The following is a 23,802-nucleotide window of genomic DNA, read 5'->3' on the forward strand; positions in this document are numbered from 1 at the left end:
GTTACTGCCGTACTGTATTAATGAAATTGATGCCACCAAAAGCGGTTGTTTCAACGCCTTTTAGTCCACTTGTATAGGCATGTAAACGTAACGAATGTGCCAGTGGAATGAGTGGTAGTTCTTGTTGAATAATCTCTTGAGCGCGATAATAGAGTGTTACGCGTTCAATGTATTCTGTTTCAGTGACCGCTTGATTAATTAAATCATCGAATTCTGAGTTACACCAACGGGTATAATTCGACCCCGTGTTAATTGCATTACAACTCAATTGAAAGCGGAAGAAATTATCTGGGTCATTATTATCAGCAACCCAACCTAATAGGTAACTATCATAGTCACTCTGTTGTAATTTCTTTTCCATGAGCTGCCACTCATATTTAATAATTCTTACCTCAATTCCGATTTGTGCTAATTCAGATTGAATAAGCTCGGCCATTTTCACTGCATCTGGATTATAAACTTGTGATGATTTCAGCGCCATAATATCCATGCTAAAACCATTTGGATAGCCAGCTTCAGTCAATAGTTGACGCGCATATGCAATGTTATATTTATAGTTTTTAAGGTAAGGGTTATAGGCCCAAGACACTGGAGGTAAAATAGACTTAGCATTGACACCAGTATTGTAATACACCGCTTGTAATAGGGTTTCTTGGTTGATCGTGTGCGCTAATGCGCGGCGAATTTTTGGATTGTCAAACGGTGCTTTTTCGGTATTGAATGCCCAATAAGCGACGTTTAAGCCTGTTTCTACTGATATACTGACTCGGTCATGCTCACTGATCATTTCAACCTGGCTGGCCGCTGGATAAGCCATGATATCGCATTCTTGAGTCAGTAATTTCGCTAATCGAGATGATGCATTTGGGGTGATATCAAAAATCAATTGTTTTATCTTGGCGTTCTCCCCCCAATAATCATCATGTCTTTGATAGCGAATGAAATTATCAGTGCGGTATTCTTTAAATTTAAATGGGCCAGTACCAATAGGTAGATTGTCTATATCGGCCTGTTTATTTAACGCAGTCAAAGTATCGGCATATTCAGCGGATAAAATCACGCTAAAATCACTGGCTAAATTAGCAATAAACGAAGAGTCAGGTCGCACGAGTTTAAATTCAATCGTGTAATCATCAATCTTTACGAGGGCTTGGACTTGTTGGTCTAATTCAATGCCTTCAAAGAAAGGGTAGCCTGTCGCAGAAACGTCATGATAAGGATTCGTTTTATCTAAAATGCGCGAGAAACTAAAGATGACATCATCGGCATCAAATGGTCGTGTTGGTGTAAAGTAATCGGTGTGATGAAAACGTACATTTTTCCGCAAGAAAAAACGATAAGAGAGACGGTCTTCAGATATTTCCCAGTCAATGGCTAACCCCGCTTTAAATTGCTGCGTATTCGGATCAATATATATCAAGCGGTTGTAAAGTTGGCTAGTCGTTGCATCGAGCGTTACATTTGATGTCGCCGTTTGAGGGTTAAATGAGGACGGACTTCCCTCTGTGCAATAAGACAGGCCGTGCTGTTTAATTTTAGTTTGCTTATCACATGCCGTTAAGGAGAGCATAACGGTCAATGGCAGTATATATTTAATCAAGTTTGGAATATGCATATTGTTTTATCACTATTACTTACCTCGCTAATTTATCACTAAGGTAATGTTCAACCAAGTTAATCTGTGTCTTTTACATCATAATAGTTAAGTTTATTGCAATATGATGTAAAAATTTTAATTATATCAGCTAGTTTTTACCGTAAACGAGTAATATTTAGCAGTATTATTAAGCGATCTATTCAAATCAGGTATTCGGACTATATTAATCTTAGCGGCTCTATTTTTATTGACGATGGGCCTCTTGTTTACATGCTATTATATGCGCATAGAACTTTATGGTGGTTACAGTAATGCGTTTGGAATTAGTTTGTGAAGATAGAGTCGGTATTAGTCGTGAGATACTTGATTGCTTTTTAGCTCGAGATATTAATTTATCCGCGATTGAGATCCAGCAACCCGACCGGATATTTATTAAATCACCTAATTTAGAATTTTCTGATTTACAGGCATTGATGACGAGTCTTCGTCGTATCAGTGGTGTATGCGATGTGAAAACAGTCGGTTATTTGCCTTCTGAACTCGAGCATCAAGAAATTCAAACCTTGATGACTAACTTACCTGATATCGTATTTTCCGTTGATGTCAAAGGTACCGTGTCTTTGGTTAACACTCCCGCATTGACTGCTCTTGGGCTATCTGAGTCGCAGGTGAAAGGTCATTGTATTAGCCATTTCGTGAAGGGTTTCTCTATTTTAAAATGGCTGGAATCAGATGAAGTTTGTGCGCAAACGCAAAAGCTAACGTTATTGGATGAGGATTTTCTGGGTGATATATTACCCTTGACTATTAGTAGTGATATTAATCAAGTCGCACGTTCAAAAGCAATGGCAACACCAGACGAGCTCGTTGGTGCGGTGATTATTCTTAAATCGGTTGTTCGCATTGGCAAGCAGTTTAATTTCTTACGTACTTTCCAGTTTGCTGCATTTGATGACATTCTCGCCAAAAGCGACAAAATGCATACGCTAATCAATACGGCGAAAAAGTTAGCTATGCTAGATGCGCCGTTAATGATTTTAGGTGAGACTGGGGCGGGTAAAGAACTTATTGCTAAAGCCTGTCACCAAGCAAGTGGACGCTCACAAAATCAATTTTTAGCATTAAACTGTGCAGCGGTGCCTGATGCGGTTGCAGAGTCTGAATTGTTTGGTGTGGTCACTCATGATGGTGAAACCAAACGAGGTATTTTTGAACTTGCAAATGAAGGCTCGGTATTACTTGATGAAATTGGTGATATGTCACCTTACTTGCAAACTAAGTTTTTACGCTTGTTAGAAACAGGTTGTTTCCGACGGGTTGGTGACGAGCAAGAGGTATGTGTTGATGTGCGTATTTTTTGCACAACACAAAACGATCTGGCTAAATTAATCAGCGAAGGTAAATTCCGCCAAGATTTATATTATCGGTTAAATGTATTATCGATGACGGTGCCAGCACTGCGTGAACGTAAAGAAGATATTATCCCGCTATGTCATTCTTTCTGCACTGTGTTCAGTCATGAATTACAGCGAACTAAACCGCTGTTAAGCCGTAATGTATTAGATCTATTACAATCTTACCCTTGGCCAGGAAATGTGCGTGAATTACGTAACGTGTTATATCACGCATTGACCTTGTTAGAGGGGGATACGCTAAACCCGTGTGATTTAAATTTACCGAAAGCGAAAAATGAAAGTTATGATGAAGGCTTGTTTGATGGCTCATTAGATGAAGCGTGTAAACGTTTTGAAAAGCTGTTACTGCAGCGCCTATATCCGTCTTACCCAAGCACACGTCAATTGGCCAAGCGCTTGGGTGTCTCTCATACAGCTATTGCCAATAAACTACGAGATTATAAAATTACTAAAAAATAGTATTACGCCGCAAATGTCGTTATAAGCTAAAATTATTAAGGCTTATAGGCCAAAACAGTGACGGCTTGCATCCCTCGTATGCGAGCTACTGTGAAGGGAGTCCATATGATGGATACATTTGCTAAATTTTTTTACTTGATTGCTTTGAGTATAGGGACTTTCGCTATGACCGTATCTGCAGCCCAAGCTGAAGTCTATCCTTTTCAAGCTAAGTATGCGGTGTATTACAAAGACGTAAAATTTGGTAGTGGTGAGCGTACATTACGACGTTTAAGTGGTGATAGCTATAAGCTCACGACACAAGCGAGTGTATTATTTGGTACCGGCGGCTATAAAAATAATTCATGGTTTAGCTTTAAAGACAACATCTTAACCACTGACCGTTACGAGCATGAAACATCGGTAATGGGCTTTGGAAACATATCATCAGCTTCCTTTGAAGATAATGGTGACATTTTAATGGATTTTGAAGATGGCCATGTAGAAATTAAATCAAAGCCGGGTGTGATGGATGTTGGTGCCATGACTATTGTTGTTCAAAATGATCTTAAGTTAGGTAAAACAGCATTCAGCTACGAATGGGTATTTGAAAAAAAACTAGAAACCATTGAATTTGAAGTTGTACAGAAAGAAACGATCAACACTATATTTGGTGACATGACAGCGGTTAAAGTCAAAGAAGTTAAAAAGAAGAAAAACCGCGCGACTTATTACTGGTTTATTCCCAAACTAGATTACCAGCTTGGGCAAGTTGAAGTATATAAACATGGCGTACGCAAATCGTACTTAAAACTCACCGATCTTACTTTTCAGTAACCTATCATAATTAGAAGATAAAATGACAAAACCAATCATGATCATGGGGTGCACGAGTGACGCCGGTAAAAGTTTCGTTGTCGCGGGTTTATGCCGCATGTTTGCCAATCGTGGTATTAATGTCGCGCCATTTAAAGCGCAAAATATGAGTAATAACGCCGCTGTAACAGCGCAAGGAGAAGAGATCGGCCGCGCGCAGTATCTACAAGCTATTGCTGCCAAAGTCCTCCCCGATGTACGCATGAACCCTGTATTACTAAAACCCAGTGCGGACACTCAAAGCCAGCTTATTTTAAACGGTAAACCCGCTCCAGAATTAAGTAACATTCCGTGGATGGAACGTAAGTCTCACCTTTTTGAGCATGTTGAAAAGGCACTTAACGGTTTACAGAAAGACTACCAGCAAATCATTATTGAAGGTGCGGGCAGTCCGGCCGAAGTCAACTTACGCGCCAGTGATATTGTGAACATGAGCGTTGCGCTGGCTTGTAATGCAGATGTCTATTTAGTTGCTGATATTGATAAAGGCGGTGCGTTTGCGCATCTACTCGGTACTTTTATGTGCCTTGCAGAAGAAGAGCAAAAACTGATTAAAGGCTTTGTATTAAATAAATTTCGTGGTGATCCGTTATTACTGGGTAATGCCATGACTTGGTTAGAAGAAAAAACGGGTGTGCCGACCCTTGCTAATATTCACTACTTTCCGCATCGTTTACCCGAAGAGGATACTTTACATCATCGTGCCGTTTATCAAAGTGGACATATCAATATTGCGTTGATTGCTTACCCTTATGCGGCGAATATGGACGAGTTTGATAACTTGATCCATCAAGATAATGTCAGCGTAGTCCCACTACGAGATGGTCAATCATTGGCTGACTTTGATGCCATTATCTTACCCGGTAGTAAAAATACAGCGGCGAGTTTATTACATTTACGTGGTTCCGGCTTAGCCAATGAGATCTGCAAAGCGGCGCAGCGTGGGCAACCTATTCTCGGTATTTGTGGTGGCATGCAATTACTTGGTGAACATATTCTAGACCCACACCACATTGAAGGTGGTGATGAACAAGGCTTGGGACTGTTACCTATCATCACTGCACATGCCGAGACTAAAACGACACGACAGCGTAATATCGATTGGCAAGGTTTTAAATTGTCGGGTTATGAAATTCACCATGGTAAAACAACGATCAGCGATGTGAGCCAAACTATGCGTTGTAAAAGCTTTATCGAAACCGATTTAGGCTGGCAGAAAGGGAATGTTTATGGCTGTTATTTACATGGATTGTTTGATAATAAAGGTTTTATCAATCAGTTTTTAGCGAATTTAGGCTGGGTAGGTGAAGCGGACGAGCATGCCGTAAGCTTAGATGCGGAACTAAACCGTGTTGGTGATATGTTTGAAAAATTGAACTGGTTATAAAGTGTAGATAAAAATAAAGCAGGTAAACGGAGTTACCTGCTTAAATATAGCTGTGCTCTTAATAAGAGTTTATTAATAAGCTGACCTTGATTAAGGCGCGAGGCGATCAACACGCCAGATATTCCCATCTTTCACATAACTAAAGCGGTCATGTAAGCGATCGGCTTTACCTTGCCAAAACTCGATACTTGTCGGTTTCACCACGTAGCCACCCCAAAACTCAGGAAGTGGCACTTCTTTATCTGCAAATTTATCGGTGAACTGTTTAACTTGTTGTTCAAGGATTTTGCGTGAAGTGATCACTGCACTTTGCTCTGATGCCCATGCACCGATTCGGCTGCCACGTCCACGAGACTGGAAGTAGGTATTAGAATCTTCAGCTGAGATCTTTTCGACCACACCTTGAATACGCACTTGACGCTGTAAAATATTCCAATGGAAAGTTAACGCGATATGGGGATTCTGAGCGAGTTCTCGGCCTTTTCTACTGTCGTAATTGGTAAAGAAAACAAAGCCTTCTTTGCTCAATTCTTTGAGTAATACAACACGGCAAGAAGGGTAACCATTCGCATCAACCGTAGACACTGTCATGGATTCAGGTAAGACAATGCCGCAGTCTTGCGCCGCTTTGAACCAGTTTTGGAACTGATCAAATGGATCTACGCTAGGATCAAGGTCGGGCAAGTCGACTAATACGCCTTGCCCTAAGGTAAATGCACAACGAATCTTATTTAATAAAGACATTGTTAAACCTTATGCATATAAACCCAAATTTTCTTTAGCGTACTGTTCAAACTCAGTACAACCACCAAGGTGCTTTTCATCTATGAAGATTTGTGGAACAGTATTCACTGGTACACCTGCTGATTTTTCTAGGTCTGCTTTGCTGATGCCTTCAGCAAGCATATCGATGTAGTCGAAATCAAAATCTTCATGCTCAGCTTTCAATGTTTCTGCAATTTGTTTTGCACGTACGCAGAAAGGACAACCTGGACGACCAAAGATAACTGTATACATAATATAAAATACTCCACGTAAATAAAATTGGTTAGCACGCTATCTGTACTCTATGATCAAGTACCAGTTGCTAGTGAGTGAATTCACTCTTAATGTGTACATAATATGTTTTTCTGAAATAAAATGAAATTGTTTATTTAATAATAATTGATAGTCAATAGCTATTAATTAAGAGTTTAACATACGTATAACTTCTGTTAATAAATGTAAATTTTGAGTACCGAGTTCTAATAATTGCAGAGATACATAGCAATCAGAGCGGGAATCAGTGATAATTATCGATTAACTTTTATAAATCAGCTTGAAACGACATATGAAATCATTAGAGTTTTATCAGTCTACGATTACCAACTTAAAGCAACTGCCAATGTCGGCAGGGCATATTGATGTTTTATTTTCAGCGCGTGATTTTAAAGCAAAAATATTAGATTTAATTGCTTCATCTTCGAGACGCATTTATATTTCGGCTCTTTATATCCAAGACGATGAAGCCGGCAGAGAAATTCTTGATGCGCTTTATCAAGCTCGTGTAAATAATCCTAGATTAGTGATTAAAGTGTTCGTTGATTTTCATCGAGCACAACGCGGTCTTATTGGCCAAAAAGATCATGGTGGTAATGCCGACTTCTATAAAGAAATGCGTAAAAGACTCGGTGACAAAGTCACGATCTTAGGCGTGCCTGTGAAAGGTAAAGAAGTATTAGGTGTATTGCATCTGAAAGGCTTTATCTTTGATGACACCGTGCTTTACAGTGGTGCGAGTATTAATGATATCTACTTGCATCAAGGGGATAAATACCGCTGCGATCGCTATCATGTGCTTTATAATCCAGCGCTATCTGACTCGATGGTCTCTTATTTAGAAGACTATTTTGTAAGTCAAAATGCGGTGACGCGACTTGATGACGATACTATCCCGTCAAGCAAAACTTTGAAGCAAGATATTCGTCAGTTCAAACAAACGCTACGCAGTGCGCAGTATCATTACATTAATACTACGCCAGACAGTACTGAAGTGGGCATCACTCCGATTTCTGGTTTTGGTCGTCACGGTAATAAACTAAACCAAACGATCACCAATTTATTACGTGCGGTAGAAAGCGAGATTACTATTTTTACACCGTATTTTAACTTGCCATTATCTATATCAAAAGACATTAAACGTCTGCTAAAACGTAATGTGAAAGTAACCTTAGTTATTGGTGACAAAACGGCTAACGATTTCTACATTCCACCGTCAGAACCGTTTAAAGTTATTTCGGCGTTGCCTTATATTTACGAAAGTTACCTGTATAAGTTTGTGAAAAGCTGTCAGTCATTTATCGATCAAGGTCTGCTTAATGTTAGATTATGGAAAGATGAAGGTAACAGTTTCCACCTTAAAGGTCTGTGCTGTGATTATAAGTACCACTTATTAACAGGTAATAACTTGAATCCACGTGCGTGGGGCTTAGATTTAGAGAATGGTATTTTAATTCATGATCCTAAACAGTTATTAAAAGATACTCTACAAGCTGAGCAAGAACATGTGTTGAAAAATACTCGTCGTATTAAGCACCTTTCTGATTTAGACAGTTTGGCGGACTATCCTGCACCAGTACAGAAATTTATGCGCCGTATTAAAACAACGCGCTTGGATATGTTACTTAAACGTATTCTATAATTTAGCTGTTCTAAAAAAACTAAATTAATAGGATAGAAAAAGCTTGTTACTGTCTCGGTAACAAGCTTTTTTATTTTTTGACTATTTTTATTTACTAATATTTTGGTATTCGTGTCACTTTCACAATGATGTCTCGTTATCTTTACCGCCAGCGGATGACGTAAATTCTTTTCATTCTACGTAAATGCTATTGCTCTGTTCTAGCTTGCTGATTATACTCTGATTAACTATTAAACAACTAAATTGGCTGTTATTTTCATGTTCGGATTTTTAAAACGATTTTTTTCTGACTCAGATGCTAAATCTGTCGACAATATGCCGAGTGTTGAACCTGTACATTACAATGGCTATCTTATCTTTGTGATGCCGAAGGAAGAAGGGGGGCAATATCGTGTTGCGGGTTTAATTGAAAAGCCGATTGTAAAAGACACGGCAGAGCTAGATGCGGATGGAAAAGAAAACGAAGTGGAAAATTTAAAACATTCGTTTATTCGTTCCGATCTTTGCATGAGTAAGCCGCAAGCTGAGCAAATCACTTTACAAAAATGTAAATTATTTATCGACCAAGTCGGCGATAACATGTTTAAGTAATTTACTTATTCGATTAATTAACGCTGGAGTTCACAATGTTTTTTGCAAAAAATAAGTTGACCATGGTTAGTGAAGCAGATGCACTACCTGATAATCCAACTGCAATAACTGTTGATGCGTTACATTATGTATCGGCAACGAATATGGTTCCGCCTTTTATAGCTCAACATCAAGTCTGCTATTTTGCGATGGGCTGTTTTTGGGGCGCTGAGCGATTATTTTGGTCTGTACCGGGTGTTGTAACGACGGCAGTTGGTTACCAAGGTGGCTATACTGTACATCCGCGTTATCAACAAGTATGCTCAGGTCAAACTGGGCATACGGAATCGGTGTTAGTCGTATTTGACCCCGAAGTCATTAGTTATGCGGAACTCTTGATTTTGTTTTGGGAAAACCATCAACCAACGCAAGGCATGCGCCAAGGTGCTGACCAAGGTACGCAATATCGTTCTGCTATTTACTGCACTTCACAGCAGCAATTAGTTCAGGCTAAAGCTTCTGCTGACCATTATCAACAAGCGCTTACAGGCGGGGGAAGTTCAGAGTTAATCACCACTGAGATCGACCTAGCTGCGCCATTTTATTATGCAGAACAAGATCATCAGCAATATCTTGCTAAGAATCCTCAAGGTTATTGTGGGCTAGGCGGTTCTGGTATCTGTTACCCAGGGAATTAATCATGAAAGCGAGAAATAGACGAATCTTATTTATACTCGTGTTTACCGTTCTCGCTTTTATGTGGCAAAGTGCATTAATTGCTCCACTTAAGATACTGGTTGTTTTTTTACATGAGCTAAGCCATGCGCTTGCGACGTGGTTAACCGGCGGTAAAGTCGTGGAGTTTGTCGTATCTGCCTATCAAAGTGGGCATGTTCGCTCTGCGGGTGGATCGCGGTTTATTATTCTGAGTGCGGGCTATTTGGGTTCGCTACTGTTTGGTCTGCTGTTTTATGCTGCCAGTAGTCGCCGTCAAACAACGGATATTAGTTTAGCCTTATTGGCAATAACCATGTTATTGGTTGCGGTATTCTTTGGTGGCACTTTATACACTATCGGCTTTGCTGCTGTCATTGCTCTTGTGATTCTGGGGTTACTCAAGTACGCGAGCACAGGTATTAAGCAAACAGTTTTATTGGTGTTCGCTAGTGCCAGCATGATCTATGTGCCCTTAGATATTTGGCAGGATACCATTATCCATAGTGGTTCATTATCTGATGCGCGTATGTTAGCAAATGAAATTGGTGGCGCGACCTTTATGTGGGGTGGTCTGTGGTTTCTTGCCAGCTTATATTTTATTTATTTAACGTTACGAAAATCCTGATCTAATACTCCAGTTAGTATTTTTATATAAGTATTATCGGTGAATTCAAGGTCACTGATAATACTTAAATCAAACTCTCCATAACAGCCTGAACGCACATGTAATTGTTCGCAGTGGTTAAATACATTGTCGCGGAGTAGTGCTGCTATTGGTTGCTTAATTGCTTTTGCTAATGCTTCTTTTAATGTCCAAATACGATAAAAAGCCTGCGCTTTTAACATTAAGGATTGTGCAGTACAAGCTGCCAATTCTTCGGCATGATAATAGTGGTGTGCGATTCTTTCGAGAGAACGTTTGGTTGAAATCCATTCTAAATCGACACCGAGTTTAATTGGTTGTGTTGTTGGTGCTAGGGCAATAAGAACTTGGCCATGAGAATGAGAAATACAACATTTTAACGGAACGATGTCCTCATTATAGTATATATTTAAGTCGTTTTTTTCAGTGTCGAATAACACATAAAGCTCAGTAAAATTATACCCTAAGCATTGGCTAGCATAAGCCTTAATGATAATGCGAGTCGCAAGGTATTCTTGTTGAGCCTGCTGCTGTTTACGTTTCGTAAATACTTCATATTCATGAGGATGCAAATAATGCTCAGAAAATGATGTTATCTGTTCGCTACTGATGGTATTACTGTTAAATAGGTAAGCCTCAATTGTTGAATTGATATTGGTAGTTAAGTCGGCATTAGAGGTAAACGTTAATTGTGGGCTAAAGAATGATTCAGTGTGTGGCATTAGAAATGGAACCGTTATATCACTATTAATGGGAGTATAACATAATAAGATACAGTGTAGACTCTCAAAAGTTAGACCACTTTAATAAGTCATTACTTGGTGGTTTTGTGGAATAGCTAATGCGACATTGTCGCTTAAGGCTTCATTTTAGGTCGTTTGGATGAATAGTTTTTCGATTATATTTTCCAGCGTCATGATTGAAGTGATAAAAATAGGTTACGTATGTCTATAGTTAAAGGTAATCATGATTATATTTGTGATGAAGAATTTGATGATGTTTATGGCTTTGTTTCTAATGAGCATCAATTTGACTGGGGCATGCATTCCCATCAAGAAAGCCAGTTAATACTGTCTCCTTCTGGTTGTATCACTGTAAATCTTCAATCTCAAAAACTGGTGATACCACCAAATTGTGCAATTTGGCTACCGCCAAAAATACAACATAGTATTGAGCGTCGCGGTGGGGAGAGTTTGGTTACATTATTCTTTAAATCAAGCATTGGTTATACGGTCCCCAATGATCTGCGTGTACTAAGATTAAATTCTTTGTTAAATGCATTAATACAGCGAGTATCTTACGCCTCTAATAATCGCCAATTCCATCCCTCATTGATTGAGTTACTGTGTTATGAAAGTTATCAAGCGCCACTGACTGATTTATCACTGCCATTACCAACTGATAGTCGTTTGTTGGCTTGGTTAAACTCTTTAGGAGAATATGCTCCCCAGAAACTCGGCGTTATGGCAAAGAAAATTGGTGCAAGTGAAAAAACCATCAGCCGTATTTTCTTTAAAGAAACGGGTATGCACTATCAAGAATGGAGAAAAAGGTGGCTGTTATTAAAAGCCATTGAGCTGTTGTCAGAAGGCGAATCAGTGACAGGTTGTGCGTTAACGTTAGATTTTTCAACTACGAGTGCTTTTATATACTTTTTTAAGCAGGCAATGCATACCACTCCAAGTCAATATAGAAAGTATTTTGAATAGCGGTTAGGGTTTATTGTCTGATTATCGTTACTCAATGTCCCCAGTTTGATAGTCGATAATTATTATCCTGTTAGCATATTTGATTCAATTAAGTTGATAGTGAAGAAATGCTAATGGAAAATTATGTCGTCGCTTTAAGTGTCTCAAAGCCTAAACTTGAGAACATTAATGGAAAAGATTTAAAAACATCAATTGTTAGAGAGCCCCTCTATCATCCCGTTTATTTTGATCAAACGGGCCCCGTTGGAAATAAGCCTGCAGACCATATCGAAGATGTCTTTGTATATTCAGAGAATCATTATGACTATTGGTGTGAAGTTTTTAATATAGAACGTTCGTCATGGAAGCATGCGCATTGGGGAGAAAACATTACCTTAAACCATGCCTGTGAGGAGACATTACGTATTGGTGACATCGTACGTATTGGAAATGAAGCGGTGTTACAGGTGACGTTTCCTAGAATCCCGTGCTTTAAGCTGTCTTGGCGTTTAGGGCAAGCGGTCAGCGTATTATCAGATATTATTGATTCAGGACGAATTGGTTTCTACATGAATGTTATTGAACCGGGAACAATAGAGCCCAATGATGCATTCACCGTTATAAAGAGTAATCCACAGCATCCTACCGTCGCTGGTATATCTCGTATGTTGCAAAGTTCAGATACGAGTATAGGGCAGATGCTTGAGGTAAAAAGTTTGCCAGACCTCACACCTTGGGGCTTAACCTGGATTAACAAAAAAATACATACTATTGAAGAGCTGTCACTGTTAAAAGAATATCGTTGGTTAGGATGGCGGTCGTTTACGATTAATAATATCGTTGCAGAAACCCATGATATTTATTCTTTTTATTTGTCACCATCAGATATACAAGCTGTTCCAGCTTTTCGCCCTGGTCAGCATTTAGCTGTACGCTTACAGGTTGAAAATGAAGTAATCGAGAGACGGTGGAGTCTTTCTGAATATTGCCCAGACAAAATGCAATATCGTATATCAATTAAAAAAGTAGACAATGGCTTAGGCTCTTCATGGATGCATGCTGCAAAAGAAGGAGTACAAGTTGAGATCAAAGCACCCTCTGGTGATTTTTATTTAGATAACACTGATATTATGCCTATCGTGCTGATATCAGGTGGGATAGGCGTGACGCCGATGCTTGCGATGTTGCAGGCTCATCTTCTAAAAGACAAAAACACGCGAGCACCGATTTATTGGATTCAGTGTGTGTTAAACAAAGATAATCATCCGTTTAGAGATGATGTACTAGCAAAAGTTGAAGAGCTAGGAGTACATATTCACTTTGTTTATTCAGGGCCCACCGAAAATGAGACGATTGGGCATGATTATCATTCATGCGGCCTGCTGTCTGTTGATAAACTTATGTCTATATTAAAAACAGAAAATATTAAGTTTAACGGTAAAACAATTGCTATCCCTCCTGCATTTTTTAGTTTCTATCTATGTGGACCTAAACCAATGCAGCAAGCTCTGTATTCAGGCTTAAAAGAGAAAGGAGTCGAGAAAGTCTTTTTTGAAGAGTTCGTTTCCGCTCTAGCAATGAATAATGCGGATAATACGTTAGATGTTGCAACGGTTACTTATAAAAATGCGAAAAAGCAATTAAGTTGGCATTTAGAGGATGACGTATCACTCTTGGAATTGGCTGAGTTTTACGATTTAAAACCACAGTATCAATGTCGAAGTGGCCAATGTCACCGCTGTAAGGTGAAAGTGCTAGAGGGTAAAGTAAGGCACACATTAAGCGTCGAGGGAATAGGGGAAGATGAAGTGCTTTTATGTTGCGGTGTTCCAGATAGCTCACAACTTATTATCGATGTTTAGACAATGCTGCTAAATGCTGAAATATCAGGGGATACACCTTGGTAGTGAGTTCATAATAATCAGTGCTTTAGGTGTTTATTTTGATGTGGGTTTGCTTCAGTAAAGAGTACAACAATCAAGGGTTCTGTCATATAATAAAATGCCTATCGATTGAGAGCTATGTCGCTAATGCCGTTATGTCATCATTTAAGAACTTATGCTAAATCTGCCGAGAAGAGCTTTCATCAACACGACGATAAAGTACAGCTTGTCTACATACACTCCGGTTGCTGCATTATCGCTACCCGCAACGATAGTACCCTTGCGGTCAACGGCCAGCTGCTTTGGATACCAGCTGGTGTCGAACATCGTTTAGAAGTGCTAAAAAGTACTATTTTTAGTGTATTATTTTGTGAACCTAATGAACTGCCGATGTTTAGCCACGATATGGGGTGGCTCACAGTCAATGGGCTGGTGGTACCGCTTATGGAGTATATTGATGAGATCGAATTGACCGAGGTCAGTGATATTCCCGCACACTATTTAGCGGTACTAAAAGATCAAATTAGTCAGCAGAGCATCAAAGAACAAGGCTACAAAGCCACTGGTGAGATTGACCGACGCTTGTTGCCTGTAATCCAGAGCCTTACCCTTAAGCCTGATATCAAATTATCGCTAGAGGACTTTACCGAGAGTTGTGGCGCCTCGACTAGAACGCTTAATCGGATGTTTCAAAAATGCTTTGAGCAACCGTTCCGCAGCCTGAGGTTGCAGATTGTGATGGAGAAAGCTTTGCAACTCAACCGCCAAGGCATACCACACACTGAGGTTGCTCTGGAACTTGGTTATAATAGTCTCTCTGCTTTCTCCACTGTGTTCAATAAATACCTTCGCGAGAAAAAAATACTGAGCCAACTTGGCGGCTACGCGCAATAGACTGGCGTTTAGACTAAAGCGGCTGAGTCTATGAGTGAGTAAAATAAAGGCATATTCAATCTAGGAAGAGTTATTATGCCTTTAGTTAAACTACTCGCAATTAGCCTATTAATGGCAAGCAGTTATTTCTTTGCTGCTGACATGTATGCCCCAAGTCTACCGTACATGGCTAACGCGCTAAACGCCTCAAGTGGCACGGTACAGCAGACTGTCAGTATTTTCTTTATTTTCGTGGCGATAAGCCAGCTGTGTTGCGGTCCCTTATCGGAACGTTTTGGACGCCGTCCTATTGCAATAATCGGTAGTCTAGTATTCGCACTCGGCTCACTCATTTGTACCAGTAGTCAGGATATTAATGTACTTATTTTAGGCCGTTTAGTGCAGGGTATTGGTGTTGGCGCTCTGTACCTATTGTGTCGAACAATTTTGCAGGACTCTTTTTCTAAGACGCAGCTTATCGGCATAATGTCTTGGTTCGGTATTTTATTTTTAACCTTGCCGGGACTAACGCCAGCGCTCGGTGGCATATTACAAACGCATTTTGGTTGGCAAGCTAGCTTTTGGTTTATGTTCGCCTTAGCGATAACAATATTTTTGGTTATTACGCTGTGTCTTGGTGAGACGCATCAGCAAAAGAATGTGCACGCAGTAAGATTGTCTAATATTGCGCAAGACTACTGGATGATCGCATCCAACAGTAAGTTCTTACGCTATCTGTTGCTGATGATTGTCTCAAACGGTGGCGTTATTGTTTTCTATCTGATGGGCGCCTTTATCTCACAAGAAAACTATTCGATTGCCCCGCACGCGTTTGGTTTAACCTCACTACTATTGATAGGTAGCACAATCTCCGCACGACTCGTGTTTAACAGCCTACTCAAACAGCGCTTTAGCGAAAAGCAATTGCTGCTTTCAGCTAGCATCATCATGGTTATTGGTAGTTGTGGTTTATTGGCTAACATTACTTATGCTAGCCTTAGTCTAATGATACTTAGCGTCGCTGTTTATTGTTTTGGTGCCGGTCTTACCACCAGTATCGCAGCGGTCAATGCCCTGTACTTATTCCCTCAACATAAGGGGCAAACAGGCGCTATTTTCGGCTCGCTGCAAATGGCTGGAATGTTCTTGTTAACGCTATTAGTCAGTCACATCGCTAATACCGAGTTTGTCATGGCGGTTGTGTTCGTTATGATGGCCACGCTTAGTCTTACTGCCCAGTGGCGGAAAGGCTAATGCTAGAGGGATTTGTTGAGACTTGTGAACAAGGCATACCGCACATAGCGGTTGCCTTGTAACTAGCTACGATAGCCTTGTCGTTACATCAAAATAAACTTATAGCCTAATGATGCCATCAGTAACATCAGCGATACCGATAGTGTTTTACGTACAAAATTGGGCCCCAATTTCATTGCAGATGCACTACCTAGGTGATTACCAATTAGGTTCATCATGACTAAAGGGAACGCTAACATATAAAGTAATTTACCCGCTAACATAAATGCAATCAGTGCGCCGATATTTGACGAAAAGTTGAATAATTTCGATGTTGCAGAAGCCGAAACTAAGTCAAACTTTAACAAGTAGTGCAAAACCAATATCAAGAAACTGCCCGTACCTGGGCCAAAGAATCCGTCATAAAAGCCAATGATGAGCACAGCCAATGGCACACCAAAGTAAATGATCTTCGCATTGATAGTTTGATCACTCTGGTGATGGTCTTTTTTTGGAATGAAAGAGATCACGATACCAATGGGTAACATACCGAGAATTATTTTACCGACTGTATCAGGATCAAAGTATAAGATCGCTTCAGCGCCCACGTAAGCACCAATTAATCCAGCTGGGATCCCTGATGCCACTGCAGTCCAAATGACCTTTTTGTTTTTGACAAAGTTACGGATCGCCGCAATGGTGCCTAGCGTACTCACTATCTTTTCTTGTCCCAGCGCTACCTGCGGAGGCAGCCCTACGAGTATGAAAGAGGGCACTAGTATTAACCCACCTCCGCCAGCAATACTGTCAATAAAGCCTGCCGCTAAAGCCGATGCCATTAACGCGAGCAGTATCCATACCGTGATATCTGAACCAAAAAATTCCATTTTAATATTCCCCTACGTTGCTATCCTTAGACTGATTTTATCGCGTTAGCTTTGATGAGCGCTGATGTGTCCATATTCCCCAGTCCGTGCTGCTGTAATAGCTCGTAATCACTATCGACTTGACTTGTTAAAGGTAATTGCAGTTGATAGCGTTCAGCTTCTTCCAAACAGATCCCAAGATCTTTTCTCATTAGATCGATCGCAAAGCCAAAATCAAACTGATCTTTTGCCATCGTTTCTGCTCGGTTCTCCATCTGCCATGATCCTGCTGCGCCATGCTTAAGTGTCTCTACTACGAGTGCAACATCTAATGATGCTTTTTCTGCTAACGTTAAAGCTTCACTTAAACCTTGCAAAATCCCTGCAATACATATTTGGTTTACCATTTTACAACGTTGGCCTTGACCGTGACCGCCCAGCAACGTTACCTGTTTTGCATAAGCGTTAAGCACAGGTTGAACTGTCGTAAAGGTATTAGCATTACCACCACACATGACGGTTAATGCGCCATTTTCGGCACCTGCCTGTCCACCTGAAACGGGCGCATCCATAAATTCAATATCATGGTTTGTACATGCTGCGGCTAACTCGATGGCAAGTTGAGCTGATGTCGTGGTGTGATCCACTAAGATCGCGCCCGGTTTGAGGCTGGCCAATACGCCTGACTCACCGTATACCACGCTGCGTACATCGTCATCGTTACCAACACAAATGAACACGATATCTGCGTTTTCTGCGGCTTCTTTAGGGGACGAGGCCAACTCTCCTTGGTAGTCTTTTACCCACTGTATGGATTTTTCTGTGGTACGATTAAATACCTTGGTTTGGTATCCAGCACGTTTTAAATAACCCGCCATTGGGTAGCCCATGACACCAAGGCCTACAAAAGCAACGTTTAAATAATTCATATTTCACACTCCAATTCATAATGACATATGTCAATTTTCATTTGTAATTTATTGCATTACCTTGTGGTAAGTCAATTGTTTTGTACAATTAATTAACAAATATTATGGTATTAATAGGTAAATGTAATGGTTCTAGCGCTGTATGTTTTATTTCAGCAAGGTAAACTAGGGCTTATCAATGTTATGTTTTTGCTGTGTTCATTAGAGGTAAGTTAATGAGTGATATTAAGTTTCGACAAATAGCCGAAACAATTGAAACTAGAATTAATACTGGTGTATATCAACCTAATACTAAACTACCGCCGCACCGGGTGTTAGCCGACGAGCTTGAGACCACGCCGACAACTGTGTCCAAGGCGTATAAATTATTGGTTGAAAAAAACAAGGTTGAATCCTTTGTTGGCCGTGGCACGTTTGTTTGCGGTAATTCTGAATTGGAAACAGTGATCCAAGCCTCCGACGATGATGCAGATTATAATTTCTCAATTTTACAACCCTGCCTAAAATATAATGTTTTACCCTTACAGGCTGCATTTCAGCAAACGTATGCGGCATTGCCGAGTGAGCTATTGGGTTATATCGAACATTCAGGGCACTTATCTCACCGAGAAGCGGGTGTTAAATGGGCGGCGGAGTTTGGTTTATCCGTTTCTGGTCCTGACGAAATACTACTTGCCAGTGGCGCGCAGAATGCACTGGAAATACTGATCCAAACCTATACTAATCCAGGTGATTGCATTGCGGTTGAAGCATTTACTTATCCTGGTATTCTCTCTATCGCTAATTTATTGGGTCGCCGCGTTGTTGACGTTGCAATGGATAATGAAGGGATGTGTCCGACTGCACTTAAAAACGCTATTCTTAACGATAAGCCGAAATTGGTTGTCATTGTACCGTCACACCAAAACCCAACAGGTGTGACTATGCCGCAAGCGCGTAGAGAAACCATTGCTAAAGTGATCGAAGAAGGGAATATCTGGTTATTAGAAGATGATATTTATGGCTTCTTAAACCCAATGACGATCCCGGCAATCACAAACTATATACCCGAAAAAAGTTTTCATATTACCAGTCTGTCGAAAGCGATTAGTCCTGCGTTACGTTGTGCATTTATTAAAGCGCCTAAAAGTGAAATTCGTAAAATAGGCGCATGCATCCGTACTTCTATCTGGCTGGCCTCACCACTTAATTTTGCTGTAGCAGCACAATTAATTAACTCTGGTGAGGCTTTTATTATGGCGCATCAACAAAAATTATTGGCCGCGCAACGACAACAGTTTGTGACAGATAAATTGGGTTTTTTGTCTTGCTCTAGCCAGCCGACAAGTTACCATATTTGGGTGGAATTACCGGAACATTGGCGACAAGAGCATTTTGTGATGGAAGCTAAAAACCAAAAATTACTAGTGAGTAGTGGTGGTTACTTCTCGCAACAGAGTGATAAAAGCAATCATATTCGTTTATCTTTAATGGCGATAGATGACGAACAACGTTTTCAGCAAGGTGTTGTATCTCTAGCTAATTTACTCCAAGATGGGCAGGGGTCACACTTCCTATTTTAATTATTTTAACTGTTCATGATGTAGACCCATAATAGGACATTAGGCTAAGGAGAGTTTATGTTGAAAAATATGATTACGGGTATACTTATTTTAAGTTGTTCTGGCTGTGCCTTGTTCGTTAAAAAAGATCCGACACCACCAGAGATAGAACCAGCGGATGCAGAAGTTCCGGTATTACTATTACCGTCAACAGTAACGCCGACCTCGGCAGCGGAATGTGCAGGTGATATGGAATTACCTATAGAGTTTAGTCGTAAGTTCACCGCTGTATCTGACCCTGAATTACTAGCGCAATCTATCGGTGAACCTGAGGAAGGCAGACTCTGTCAGGGGCAAGTCTATGTAGCTAAACAGAACACTAAAATCTTACTGTTTCGTGCTTGGAATAGTGCCAATCCGGCGAGTAAATTTGGTGAGTGGTGGGCATTAAAAAGTCCACGTGGACAAATAGCTGAATATCGTAGTGATTATCAAATATGCTATCAATGGTCGCCGCTAGATAAACTTACCTTATGCAGTTTAAACGCGGGGGCGAAAGTGGTTATTGGCACAGGCCAAAGTGCGACCTGCTCAGATTATCTTGAATATCCGACCTCAGAGAAGAAGCAGGTATATCTGGCTAATGCAGACGTGGATCTCGTTGATTGCACTAGCTACAACGCCGAATTCAATTGGACGCCTATTATTAATAATTAAATAATGTATCAGTTCACGTTATTCTAGGCATAAGGTATTTCAGCACATGACAAATAGCTGGCTAACACTCTTAGCTGCTTATTTGTCGTAAGACCGTTTAGTCCATGTCATCAAAAGGTTGACCAATACTCGGTAAGAACACATCAAGGAAATACCGAATTTCATCTGTTATACGTTCGTCTAATGCATTTTTACAGCGTAATTTGGCTTTCGCAAATTCATGGTTACCACAGCTTTCCTCTTCAATACACTTCATATAAGCACAGAGAATATCCGCATCTTTGACTAACTTTTTATAAATAGGATCAAGATCAGGGCTTGATAATAGTGGCTTATATGCATCGCGTAATTCTGCTGGCAACATATCGAGTAAGGTTTTTTCAGCGGCCAATTCAATTTTGTTATATTCACGAATAATGGCTTTATTGTAATATTTCACTGGGGTGGGTAAATCACCGGTAAGCACTTCGGTGGTGTCGTGGAACAATGCCATTGAGGCTGCTTTGTCAGGATCATAGTTTTTGTCGTAATAAGTATTCCCGATCAGCGCAAGTGCATGGGCAACCATTGCAACCTGTAAACTGTGTTCGGCAATATTCTCATTGGTGACATTACGCATCAGCGGCCAACGATAAATTAACTTCATGCGGGCAAGGTGGGCAAAAAAATGGCTCATGCTCTTCTCCAAATAAAAAGTATCTAATGACGATACAGGCTAAAACCACGTAAGTCATCGGTTTCATTACTGTAGCACCTCTTTGCATACTCTCAAAATTTCAAATAGTTAGATTTCTCGCTTTGCATTTGAAGTGTTATGTTATAACATAACAAAATATGAGTGTTATATTATAACAATTAAGGAAAATAGTTGTGAAAAAGAAATTGGTCTCCCTCGCGATTGGTAGCATCTTGGTATCACCTGCTTTTGCTAATACGTTGTCAAACCCACAAATTGGCGTTGTACTTGATGGTTACTACCAAAATGGTGAGCGTAATAATTCAGAACGTGGGGAGGGTTTTGGACTCGGGCACACTGAAATCAGTATGTCCGCTAATATTGATGACAAGTTTCATGGCGTATTAACGACAGTGCTAGAGGTGCATGGCGATGAAACTGAGCTTCTTTTAGAAGAGGCGTTTGTTGAAACATTGGCAATGCCTTATGGTCTTAATATCCGAGCGGGACGATTCTTGTCAGACTTTGGTTATTTGAACAACCAGCATGTACACACGGACAGTTTTGTTGAACGTCCAATCGCTTACCGTACTTTCTTGGGTTCCCATTATTATGATGATGGTTTGCGTGCAAACCTAGTACTACCAACGGATATGTATGTGAAACTGGGGGTCGAGGCATTGAGTGGCAGTAAGATGTCTGCTGTGGAAGATGGCTCCGAAGTGGGTGTTTATACCACGACATTAAAACTAGGAGATGATTTTTCTACGTCGTCCAGCTGGCAGTTTGGTTTAAGTTACCTACGTAATGACAACGGTAAAACCAAAAGTTTTAAAGAGCATAAGCATGGTGAACATGCCGATCACGGCCATGATCACAGCCACGCATCGGCGGTGACGGGATCAAATCTATACGGCGCTGACTTTGTGTGGAAATGGGCGCCCAATGGCAACTATAAATATCGTAATTTAACGCTATCAGCTGAATACATGTTGTTAGACGATATTCTGGATAGTAAATACCAAGGTGAAAAGAATGCACCTGATAATCTAGCCGCGTATTACGTATCGGGTGTATACCGTTTTACTCCTAGTTGGTCGACAGGTCTGCGCTACGGTGAAGCTGAAAGCTATGACGGGCATGCACATGGCGAACATGTACATTTGACCTCTCTGAAAGACCGTGAGTTTGATGCGATGCTGGCGTGGAACTCTTCTCATTTTGGTACTGTTCGTGCCCAATACTCACGTGTTGAAAACCAATCTAAAGAAACGGATAACGTATTCACACTACAATATGTAATGACGTTTGGAGCCCATGGTGCACATGCGTTTTAAGAAAAGAACATTAATGCTGGCGGTAAGTGCGGTAATGTTGTCTGCACCTGCTCTCGCGTTGAATATCTTTGTCTGCGAGCCTGAATGGAAAGCACTATTGGCTGCACATGCACCAAAAGCGACCATCTATTCTGCGACAACGGCACTGCAAGACCCACATTATGTGCAAGCGAGGCCGTCTTTAATTGCAAAGATGCGCCAAGCCGATATGGCCATGTGTTCAGGTGCTGAGTTGGAAATTGGTTGGTTGCCGATGTTACAGGCGCGAAGCAGTAATCCGGCGGTGCAAAACAATAAGCAAAGTATGCTGTATGCGTCAGAGATTGTCAGCATGTTGGATACGCATCATCATGTTGACCGCAGTATGGGGGATATTCACGCCTATGGTAATCCGCATGTGCAGTTTGCTGCCAACGATATGATCCGAATTTCTCGCGTGGTGAGCAAACGTTTGGAAAGTATAGATCCCGCTAATGCATTTAGTTACCTAGTCAATGGTGTGAAGTTCCGTGAACATTGGCGAAAAAAATTAGTTGAATGGAAACTGCGAGCTGAACCGCTGCGAGGTATGCAAGTAGTGAGTTATCACGAGACCTATCGTTATCTGTTTGATTGGTTGGGGATGGAGCAGGTTGCAGATCTTGAGCCTAAGCCAGGTATTTCGCCGACGACTGCACATTTGCAATCGTTGACGAAGTTAGACCCAGCGTCGTTTGATGCGATTATTTACTCTTCTCATCAGAATCAACGACCGGCCAATTGGCTGCATCAGCAAACACAAAAGCCAGTGATTCAATTACCACTAACGGTATCGGAAGGGCAAAGCCTTGACGAACTGTATGATGGTATATTGGATGATTTACTTGATGTGCTTGCGCAATCAGAGAAGCGTTAACCTATGCTAACGGATTATCTTTGGCTCGCCCCCGCGGTGTTGTGTGGTTTGATTGCGCTGGTGGGCAATGTGATATTGGGGCAACAAGTGCTACAGCGGAAAATCATTTTTATTGATTTAGCCGTCGCACAAGTTGCCGCATTAGGTGCTGCATTTAGCCAGTATTGGTTAAGTGGTTTTGATGTATTACCCGAGACTTGGTTAGGGCAAATGATTGGGCCTTGGGTATTATCGCTACTACTGTGTGGTTTAATCGCTTTAATGGAAAAGCACTATCAACAGCACCTTGAACCTATGATTGGAAGCTTATTTGTGGTGTCTGCTTCATTGGCTATTTTATTGGCAAGTAAAGACCCGCACGGTGCCGACTTTATCCAAGGTATCTTAAATGGTCAGCTATTATGGGCAACATGGGATGATGTTTGGCCGTTGGCGATCATCACTGCTGCGATGGTGACTTTGGTCACGATGAAACCTGAGTTTATGCATGGCAGTGGTTTCTACATTATCTTCGCGATATTAATGCCGATAACGGTCAAGTTGACGGGGATCTACCTTGAATTTGCGTTATTGGTGATCCCAGCTCTTTGTGCATCGGCGTTAAAAGGTATACGGTTTTTTATCGCGAGCATGGGAATTGGTGTTGGAGGTATTTTGTCTGGTATCGCAATGTCAGCTCACTATGACTTACCCAGTGGTGCAAGTATCGTCATTACCTTGTTTGTATCTGGCGTACTGTTTCATTTATTGCTGCAACCTTTAGTGATGAAGACTGAAGTTCGCGCTTCATAAGATAAAGTCGCACGTAAAATAAAGCCTGATCTCAGAATACTCTGGAGTC

At 40.8% G+C, this 23,802-nt stretch carries 23 protein-coding genes; 16 read left to right on the top strand and 7 right to left on the bottom strand.

Translation table 11 applies throughout. The annotated features are described in order from the left end of the window. Position 1: 1 nt before the first annotated feature. Positions 2-1,615 (bottom strand): ABC transporter substrate-binding protein SapA, encoded by a 1,614-nt coding sequence (sapA, locus tag HWV02_RS04845; RefSeq protein ID WP_211678757.1) that lies wholly within the window; start codon positions 1,613-1,615, stop codon positions 2-4. A gap of 293 nt (positions 1,616-1,908) precedes the next feature. Here sapA and tyrR point away from each other — a divergent pair, with 293 nt between their 5' ends. The 3 genes from tyrR to HWV02_RS04860 all read left to right on the top strand — a co-directional run bounded on the left by tyrR (position 1,909) and on the right by HWV02_RS04860 (position 5,713). Continuing rightward, complete coding sequence (gene tyrR, locus HWV02_RS04850) at positions 1,909-3,471, top strand: transcriptional regulator TyrR (protein WP_211678758.1); 1,563 nt, start codon at positions 1,909-1,911, stop codon at positions 3,469-3,471. A 105-nt stretch (positions 3,472-3,576) separates the two neighbouring features. Then, a complete protein-coding gene (locus HWV02_RS04855; protein WP_255547075.1) occupies positions 3,577-4,287 on the top strand; it encodes a DUF3108 domain-containing protein in 711 nt (236 codons plus the stop codon). A 22-nt stretch (positions 4,288-4,309) separates the two neighbouring features. Beyond that, entirely contained in the window at positions 4,310-5,713 is a 1,404-nt protein-coding gene (locus tag HWV02_RS04860) for a cobyric acid synthase (RefSeq protein ID WP_211689839.1), read from the top strand. Between the two features lie 90 nt (positions 5,714-5,803). Here HWV02_RS04860 and pdxH read toward each other — a convergent pair whose 3' ends face one another. Together pdxH and HWV02_RS04870 are read right to left on the bottom strand one after the other, a co-directional pair. Then, positions 5,804-6,457, bottom strand: coding sequence for a pyridoxamine 5'-phosphate oxidase (gene pdxH, locus HWV02_RS04865; protein ID WP_211689840.1), 654 nt, complete (start codon positions 6,455-6,457; stop codon positions 5,804-5,806). A gap of 9 nt (positions 6,458-6,466) precedes the next feature. Continuing rightward, complete coding sequence (locus tag HWV02_RS04870) at positions 6,467-6,730, bottom strand: GrxA family glutaredoxin (protein ID WP_211678761.1); 264 nt, start codon at positions 6,728-6,730, stop codon at positions 6,467-6,469. 313 nt (positions 6,731-7,043) lie between these two features. Between HWV02_RS04870 and pssA the strand changes: the two genes are divergently transcribed. The 4 genes from pssA (at position 7,044) to HWV02_RS04890 (ending at position 10,305) form a co-directional block, all read left to right on the top strand. After that, positions 7,044-8,393, top strand: coding sequence for a CDP-diacylglycerol--serine O-phosphatidyltransferase (pssA, locus tag HWV02_RS04875; RefSeq protein ID WP_211689841.1), 1,350 nt, complete (start codon positions 7,044-7,046; stop codon positions 8,391-8,393). Positions 8,394-8,651: 258 nt separating this feature from the next. Then, positions 8,652-8,984, top strand: a complete 333-nt coding sequence (locus HWV02_RS04880) for an HlyU family transcriptional regulator (RefSeq protein ID WP_211678763.1) — start codon at positions 8,652-8,654, stop codon at positions 8,982-8,984. A 35-nt stretch (positions 8,985-9,019) separates the two neighbouring features. Then, complete coding sequence (msrA, locus tag HWV02_RS04885) at positions 9,020-9,661, top strand: peptide-methionine (S)-S-oxide reductase MsrA (protein ID WP_211689842.1); 642 nt, start codon at positions 9,020-9,022, stop codon at positions 9,659-9,661. A 2-nt stretch (positions 9,662-9,663) separates the two neighbouring features. Beyond that, positions 9,664-10,305, top strand: coding sequence for a M50 family metallopeptidase (locus HWV02_RS04890; RefSeq protein WP_211689843.1), 642 nt, complete (start codon positions 9,664-9,666; stop codon positions 10,303-10,305). Here HWV02_RS04890 and HWV02_RS04895 read toward each other — a convergent pair. Further along, the gene (locus tag HWV02_RS04895) at positions 10,281-11,045 is read right to left on the bottom strand and encodes a 4'-phosphopantetheinyl transferase superfamily protein (RefSeq protein ID WP_211678766.1); all 765 of its coding nucleotides are present in this window, start codon (positions 11,043-11,045) and stop codon (positions 10,281-10,283) included. The genes HWV02_RS04890 and HWV02_RS04895 overlap by 25 nt on opposite strands. Positions 11,046-11,267: 222 nt before the next feature. Here HWV02_RS04895 and HWV02_RS04900 point away from each other — a divergent pair, with 222 nt between their 5' ends. The 4 genes from HWV02_RS04900 (at position 11,268) to HWV02_RS04915 (ending at position 16,021) form a co-directional block, all read left to right on the top strand. Beyond that, positions 11,268-12,032, top strand: a complete 765-nt coding sequence (locus HWV02_RS04900) for an AraC family transcriptional regulator (RefSeq protein ID WP_211678767.1) — start codon at positions 11,268-11,270, stop codon at positions 12,030-12,032. Positions 12,033-12,145: 113 nt separating this feature from the next. Further along, positions 12,146-13,873, top strand: a complete 1,728-nt coding sequence (locus tag HWV02_RS04905; protein WP_211678768.1) for an MOSC domain-containing protein — start codon at positions 12,146-12,148, stop codon at positions 13,871-13,873. Positions 13,874-14,032: 159 nt separating this feature from the next. After that, complete coding sequence (locus HWV02_RS04910; protein ID WP_211689844.1) at positions 14,033-14,788, top strand: AraC family transcriptional regulator; 756 nt, start codon at positions 14,033-14,035, stop codon at positions 14,786-14,788. A 75-nt stretch (positions 14,789-14,863) separates the two neighbouring features. Beyond that, entirely contained in the window at positions 14,864-16,021 is a 1,158-nt protein-coding gene (locus HWV02_RS04915) for a multidrug effflux MFS transporter (protein WP_211689845.1), read from the top strand. An 83-nt stretch (positions 16,022-16,104) separates the two neighbouring features. Here HWV02_RS04915 and HWV02_RS04920 read toward each other — a convergent pair whose 3' ends face one another. Together HWV02_RS04920 and HWV02_RS04925 are read right to left on the bottom strand one after the other, a co-directional pair. Further along, entirely contained in the window at positions 16,105-16,887 is a 783-nt protein-coding gene (locus HWV02_RS04920) for a TSUP family transporter (protein ID WP_211689846.1), read from the bottom strand. A 26-nt stretch (positions 16,888-16,913) separates the two neighbouring features. Beyond that, positions 16,914-17,795, bottom strand: coding sequence for an NAD(P)-dependent oxidoreductase (locus HWV02_RS04925; RefSeq protein WP_211689847.1), 882 nt, complete (start codon positions 17,793-17,795; stop codon positions 16,914-16,916). Between the two features lie 215 nt (positions 17,796-18,010). Here HWV02_RS04925 and HWV02_RS04930 point away from each other — a divergent pair, with 215 nt between their 5' ends. Then, positions 18,011-19,357, top strand: a complete 1,347-nt coding sequence (locus tag HWV02_RS04930; RefSeq protein ID WP_211678772.1) for a PLP-dependent aminotransferase family protein — start codon at positions 18,011-18,013, stop codon at positions 19,355-19,357. A gap of 57 nt (positions 19,358-19,414) precedes the next feature. Continuing rightward, positions 19,415-20,053 carry a hypothetical protein gene (locus tag HWV02_RS04935; RefSeq protein WP_211678773.1) on the top strand — a complete coding sequence of 213 codons (639 nt, stop codon included), beginning with the start codon at positions 19,415-19,417 and terminating at the stop codon, positions 20,051-20,053. A 97-nt stretch (positions 20,054-20,150) separates the two neighbouring features. On the opposite strand, the gene yfbR is transcribed toward HWV02_RS04935, so the two are convergent. Next, a complete protein-coding gene (gene yfbR, locus HWV02_RS04940) occupies positions 20,151-20,729 on the bottom strand; it encodes a 5'-deoxynucleotidase (RefSeq protein ID WP_211678774.1) in 579 nt (192 codons plus the stop codon). Positions 20,730-20,917: 188 nt separating this feature from the next. Here yfbR and HWV02_RS04945 point away from each other — a divergent pair, with 188 nt between their 5' ends. Genes HWV02_RS04945 through HWV02_RS04955 form a run of 3 tightly spaced genes read left to right on the top strand, consistent with a single transcriptional unit; the run spans position 20,918 to position 23,753 of the window. Beyond that, positions 20,918-22,066, top strand: a complete 1,149-nt coding sequence (locus HWV02_RS04945) for a DUF4179 domain-containing protein (protein ID WP_370629428.1) — start codon at positions 20,918-20,920, stop codon at positions 22,064-22,066. Beyond that, entirely contained in the window at positions 22,056-22,961 is a 906-nt protein-coding gene (locus HWV02_RS04950) for a metal ABC transporter solute-binding protein, Zn/Mn family (protein WP_211678776.1), read from the top strand. The genes HWV02_RS04945 and HWV02_RS04950 overlap by 11 nt, the downstream gene beginning before the upstream one ends. A gap of 3 nt (positions 22,962-22,964) precedes the next feature. Continuing rightward, entirely contained in the window at positions 22,965-23,753 is a 789-nt protein-coding gene (locus tag HWV02_RS04955) for a metal ABC transporter permease (RefSeq protein ID WP_211689848.1), read from the top strand. Positions 23,754-23,802: the final 49 nt, after the last annotated feature.

Source organism: Moritella sp. 28 (assembly GCF_018219435.1).
GTDB lineage: Bacteria > Pseudomonadota > Gammaproteobacteria > Enterobacterales > Moritellaceae > Moritella.